Below are 1,131 nucleotides of genomic sequence, written 5' to 3' on the forward strand. Positions count from 1 at the left end.
GTTGCGGGCCATCACGACGCGCTGGATCTGGTTGGTGCCCTCGTAGATCTGCGTGATCTTCGCGTCCCGCATCATCCGCTCCAGCGGATAGTCCCGGGTGTACCCGTACCCGCCCAGCAACTGCACCGCGTCCGTCGTGATCTCCATCGCCGCGTCCGACGCGAAACACTTCGCCGCCGCACCGAAGAACGTCAGATCACCATCACCGCGCTGCGACCGCGCCGCCGCCGCATACGTCAGCTGACGCGCCGCCTCCAGCTTCATCGCCATGTCCGCCAGCATGAACTGCACACCCTGGAAGTCACCGATCGGCTTCCCGAACTGCCGCCGCTCCCGCACATACCCCTTCGCGTAGTCCAGCGCCCCCTGCGCGATCCCCAGCGCCTGCGCCGCGATCGTCACCCGGGTGTGGTCCAGCGTCCTCATCGCCGTCGCGAACCCCGTCCCCTCCCCACCGATCATCCGGTCCGCCGGAATCCGCACGTTGTCGAAGTACACCTCACGCGTCGGCGACCCCTTGATCCCCAGCTTCCGCTCCGGCGCACCGAACGACACCCCCGCGTCGCCCTTCTCCACCACGAACGCCGAAATACCCTTCGAACGCTTCTCCGGATCCGTCACCGCCATCACGGTGTAGAACTCCGACACACCCGCGTTGGTGATCCAGCGCTTCACCCCGTCCAGCACCCAGAAATCCCCGTCCCGCACCGCCCGCGTCCTCATCCCCGCCGCGTCCGAACCCGCCTCCGGCTCCGACAGGCAGTACGAGAACATCCCCTCCCCGCGCGCCAGCGCCCCCAGATACCTCTCCTTCAGCTCCCGCGACCCCGACAACTGCACCGGCAGCGAACCCAGCTTGTTCACCGCCGGGATCAGCGACGAGGACGCGCACACCCGCGCCACCTCCTCGATCACGATCACCGTCGCCAGCGCGTCCGCCCCCGCACCCCCGAACTCCTCCGGCACATGCACCGCGTGCAGGTCATTGCCCCGCAACGCCTCCAGCGCCTCCCGCGGGAACCGCCCCTGCTCGTCCACGTCCGCCGCGAACGGCGCGATCTTCGCCTCGGCCAGCGAACGCACCGCCTCACGGAGCATCCCGTGCTCCTCGGAGACCCGGAAGAGATCGAA

1 protein-coding gene is annotated in these 1,131 nt (G+C 68.5%); it reads right to left on the bottom strand.

The features are described 5' to 3' along the window. Positions 1-1,131, bottom strand: a 1,131-nt coding sequence (locus ABT238_RS38730) for an acyl-CoA dehydrogenase family protein (RefSeq protein ID WP_350807417.1), incomplete at both ends; no start/stop codon positions are given.

The sequence above is a fragment of the Kitasatospora sp. NPDC001527 genome, from assembly GCF_040298605.1.
In the GTDB taxonomy this organism is placed as follows: Bacteria; Actinomycetota; Actinomycetes; order Streptomycetales; family Streptomycetaceae; genus Kitasatospora.